The 4,223-nt window shown below is 72.0% G+C and carries 2 protein-coding genes and 1 pseudogene; 1 reads left to right on the top strand and 2 read right to left on the bottom strand.

What is annotated here, in order from left to right:
- Positions 1 to 189 (bottom strand): annotated as a pseudogene (locus tag RH94_RS29350) (aminoglycoside phosphotransferase family protein); the annotation flags it as partial.
- Positions 190 to 344: 155 nt separating this feature from the next.
- Here RH94_RS29350 and mgt point away from each other — a divergent pair.
- The gene (mgt, locus tag RH94_RS29345; protein WP_407697374.1) at positions 345 to 1,559 is read left to right on the top strand and encodes a macrolide-inactivating glycosyltransferase; all 1,215 of its coding nucleotides are present in this window, start codon (positions 345 to 347) and stop codon (positions 1,557 to 1,559) included.
- A gap of 61 nt (positions 1,560 to 1,620) precedes the next feature.
- Here the strand turns inward: mgt and RH94_RS29340 are convergent, their stop codons facing one another.
- On the bottom strand, positions 1,621 to 3,870 hold the full coding sequence (locus RH94_RS29340) for an MMPL family transporter (protein ID WP_107428853.1): 2,250 nt from the start codon (positions 3,868 to 3,870) through the stop codon (positions 1,621 to 1,623).
- Positions 3,871 to 4,223: the final 353 nt, after the last annotated feature.

Raw genomic sequence — 4,223 nt, 5'->3', positions numbered from 1 at the left:
CAGCCACACCGCGATGCGCAACTCCCGCCGCGCCCGCTCCAGCAGCTCGGCGTCACTGCCCACCTTCACGACGAGGTCCCCGGCGGCGAACACCGCGTTCTCCCCCAGGGCGAGCAGCCGCGCGTCCCGTACCGAACCGGGCAGCACCCCTGCCGCGGCCAGTACGTCCCGCGCCCGCGCCTCGTCCATCGTCCGTCTCCCTGTCCATGCTCATGCTCGAAACCCCCGACGTCCGACGGTCAGTCTCGCATCCGCACAGGTCGGCGCCGGTGCCCGGTGCCGCGAACCGGGCAGTCCGTGTCCCGGCGCCGTAAAGCGTTTGAACGCGGCGCACCGTCTCGTTCATGGTGGAGGCCATGACAACCGGCTCCCACATCGCCATGTTCTCCATCGCCGCCCACGGCCATGTGAACCCCAGCCTGGAGGTGATCCGGGAACTCGTCGCGCGCGGGCACCGGGTCACGTACGCCATCCCGCCGGTGTTCGCGGACAAGGTCGCCGAGACCGGTGCCGAGGTGAAGCCCTGGCATTCCACGCTGCCCTCGCCCGACGACGACCCGTCCGCCTGGGGGACCACGCTGCTCGACAACGTCGAGCCGTTCCTGAACGACGCGATCCAGGCCCTGCCCCAGCTGATCGAGGCCTACGCGGGCGACGAGCCCGACCTGGTCCTGCACGACATCGCGGCCTACCCGGCCCGCGTCCTGGCCCATCGCTGGGGCGTGCCGGCGATCTCCCTCTCGCCGAGCCTCGTCGCCTGGGAGGGCTACGAGGAGGAGGTCGCCGAACCGATGTGGGCGGAGCCCCGGCAGACCGAACGGGGCCGGGCCTACTACGCCCGCTTCGAGACCTGGCTGAGGGAGAACGGGATCACCCGGCACCCGGACTCCTTCGCCGGCCGCCCCGACCGCTCGCTCGTCCTGATCCCGCGGGCGCTGCAGCCGCACGCCGACCGGGTCGACGAGAAGGTGTACACCTTCGTCGGCGCCTGCCAGGGCGACCGCTCGGCCCAGGGAGACTGGCAGCGGCCCGCCGGGGCCGAGAAGGTGGTGCTCGTCTCGCTCGGCTCGGCCTTCACCAAGCAGCCCGCCTTCTACCGGGAGTGCGTCCGGGCCTTCGCCGGACTGCCGGGCTGGCACCTGGTGCTCCAGGTCGGCCGGCACGTGACCCCCGCCGAGCTCGGCGACGTACCCGCCAACGTCGAAGTGCGGTCCTGGGTACCGCAGTTGACGATCCTGCGTAAGGCCGACCTGTTCGTCACGCACGCCGGGGCCGGTGGCAGCCAGGAGGGCCTGGCCACCGCCACGCCGATGATCGCCGTGCCGCAGGCCGTCGACCAGTTCGGCAACGCGGACATGCTCCAGGGCCTCAGCGTCGCCCGCCACGTCCCCATGGACCAGGCGACCGCCGAGACCCTGCGCGCCGCGGCCCTCGCCCTGGTCGACGACCCCGACGTCGCGCGGCGACTGGAAGCCGTCCGGGCCGAGATGGCCCAGGAGGGCGGGACGCGGCGAGCGGCCGATCTCATCGAGGCCGAACTGCCCGCCGGTCGCCGGTGACGGGGGCGGGGCCCGGCGGCTCGTACAAGCCGCCGGGCCCCGCTCCGTTCCGCAGTGGGGCTCACACCCCCACCCGCTCGCCCTCCCGCGGCGCGGGCGCGACGGCCACCGCCGCCGGGGGCTCGTCGTGGGTGAGGTCCGGCAGGCGGTGCAGCCACTTGGGCAGGTACCAGTTGCGCTCGCCCAGCAGGGACATCACCGCGGGCAGCAGCACGCCGCGGATGACGGTCGCGTCGATGAGGACCGCGGCCGCCAGGCCCACGCCCATCTGCTTCATGGACTGCATGGACAGCGTGCCGAAGATCGCGAAGACGGCGACCATGATGACCGCGGCGCTGGTGACGACACCCGCCGTGGTGACCACGCCGTGCTGGATCGCGTCCCTCGTCGTCCGGCCGCGCAGCCGGGCCTCGCGGATCCGGGAGACCACGAAGACGTGGTAGTCCATCGACAGGCCGAACAGGATCACGAACAGGAACAGCGGCAGCCAGGTGACGATCGCGCCGACACCGTGGGCGCCCACCAGAGAGGCGCCCCAGCCGTGCTGGAAGACGGCGACGAGGATGCCGTAGGCCGCGCCGACCGACAGCAGGTTCAGCAGGATCGACGTGATCGCGACGGTCAGCGAGCGGAACGAGAGCAGCATCAGCAGGAAGGCGAAGACCACGACGAAGGCGAAGACCGGGACGACGGAGCCGACGAGTTGGTCGTTGAAGTCGTGCGAGCCGGCGACCTGACCGGTGATCGGCGCCCGCACCCCGTCGACCTTGCCCAGCGTGGCGGGCCGCACCTCGTCGCGCAGCTTCTGCAAGCTCTGTCCGGCCTTGTCGAAGTCGGAGCCGCCGACCAGCGGGACGGAGACGAGGGCCACGTTCCGCGCCTCGTGCAGCTTGACGTCGATCGGGCCGCGCGAGGCGCCCGAGGCGATCGCCCGCTCCTTGAAGTCCGCCAGGGCCTGTTGCACCCGGGGGGCCTTGATGTCCTCGGCCTCGACCACCACCCGGGCAGGCTCGGAGCCGCCCGGGAAGGCCTCGTTGACCCGGTTGTACGTCTGCACGATGGGCAGCGAGTCGCCGAACTCCTGGTCCAGCGTGAGCTGCGAGGTCTTCATGCCGAGTGCCGGAGCCGCGACGGCGAGCAGCGCGCCGGCCGCCACGACGACCGACACCACGGGCCGGGCCAGCACCCGCCGCAGCACGGCCGTCCAGAACCGGCTCTCGACGCCGCCGCCGCTGCTCCGGCGCCGCCTCAGGAACGGGATCCGCCCCTTCTCGACCCGCTCGCCCAGCAGCGACAGCAGCGCCGGCAGCACGGTCACCGACCCGACCATCGCGACCGCCACCACCATCAGCGAGGCAAGGCCCATCGCCTCGAACTCGGCGATCCCGGTGAACAGCATGCCCGCCATCGCCACGCACACCGTGACACCGGAGACGACGATCGCGCGCCCGCTGGTCGCGGCGGCGATGCGCAGCGCGCTGCCCGCGTCGCGCCCGGCCGCCCGCTCCTCGCGCTCGCGGCGCAGGTAGAACAGGCAGTAGTCGACGCCGACCGCCAGGCCGACCAGCAGCATCACGGAGTTGGCGGTGTCGCTCATCGGCTGCAGATGGCTGACGATGCCCATCAGGCCCATCGTCGCCATGATCGCGGTGATCGCCAGCGCCACCGGCAGCAGCGCGGCCACCAGCGCGCCGAAGGCGATCAGCAGAATGCCGAGGGCCACCGGCACGGCCGAGTACTCGGCCTGCTTGAAGTCGTCCCCGAAGGCGTCGGCGTACTGCTTCTGCATACTGGCGCCGCCGATCTCCTCGATCCGCAGCGCGGTGTGGTTCTTCTGGACGTCCTCGACGGCCTTCAGCACCGGCTCCACCCGCTCGCCCGCGGTGTCCGCCTCGCCGCGCATCGCGAACTGCACCAGCGCGCTGCGGCCGTCCTGGGAGATGGTCCTCGTGTCGTACGGCGAGGTCACGTCCGTGACCCGGCCGGTCGCCTCGACGGCCTCGACCACTTCGGCGACGGCCGCCCGGAAGTCGGCGTCCGTGGCCCTGGTGGTGCCGTCCTTCGCCTGGATCAGGACGGTCTCGCCCGCCGGTTCCTTGATCCCCGCGTCCTCGATGATCTTCGCGGCGGTGTGCGTCTCGCCCTTGAGCTGGTCGCTCTCCTTGACGTCCAGCCGACCGGCCGCCGAACCGAGCCCCATCGCCAGGACGACGAACAGCACCCAGATGCCGACGGCAGCCCATCGGTGCCGGGCGCTCCAGCCGCCGGCCCGCGCGGCGAAGCCCCGCACCCGCATATCTCCGTTCCCCATGACGGGCTGCCCCCTCTGGGCCCCACGGGCCCTTGTGTGCGCGGCGGCGGCCCCTGCCACCACCTTCCGCATCGAAGGTATGGGCCCGATAAGCCCGTCTCGTCGTGCTGTCCGGTGAAGTACCGCCGCCGCGGGTCCTCCCCTCGGACCCCGTGCCCTCCGCACTGGGGAGGACGGCGGCCCCTGACGACTCTCCGGGTTTCTCGGGGGCGGGGATCAGGGTGTCCGTTCCGCCGGAAGGGCTCGGCTCTGGGGATGCGAAACCTTGTTGAACAAGTCACAGCCGCGTGTACGAGTTGATCCGCGCGCCGCGATCGGCCATGGTTTCGAGCATCTCCACCCCACGGCCGGCG

This window comes from Streptomyces kebangsaanensis (assembly GCF_001906585.1).
In the GTDB taxonomy this organism is placed as follows: Bacteria; Actinomycetota; Actinomycetes; order Streptomycetales; family Streptomycetaceae; genus Streptomyces; species Streptomyces kebangsaanensis.
The sequence above is the reverse complement of the archived record's forward strand: the minus strand, read 5'-3'. Positions and strand labels throughout refer to the sequence as shown.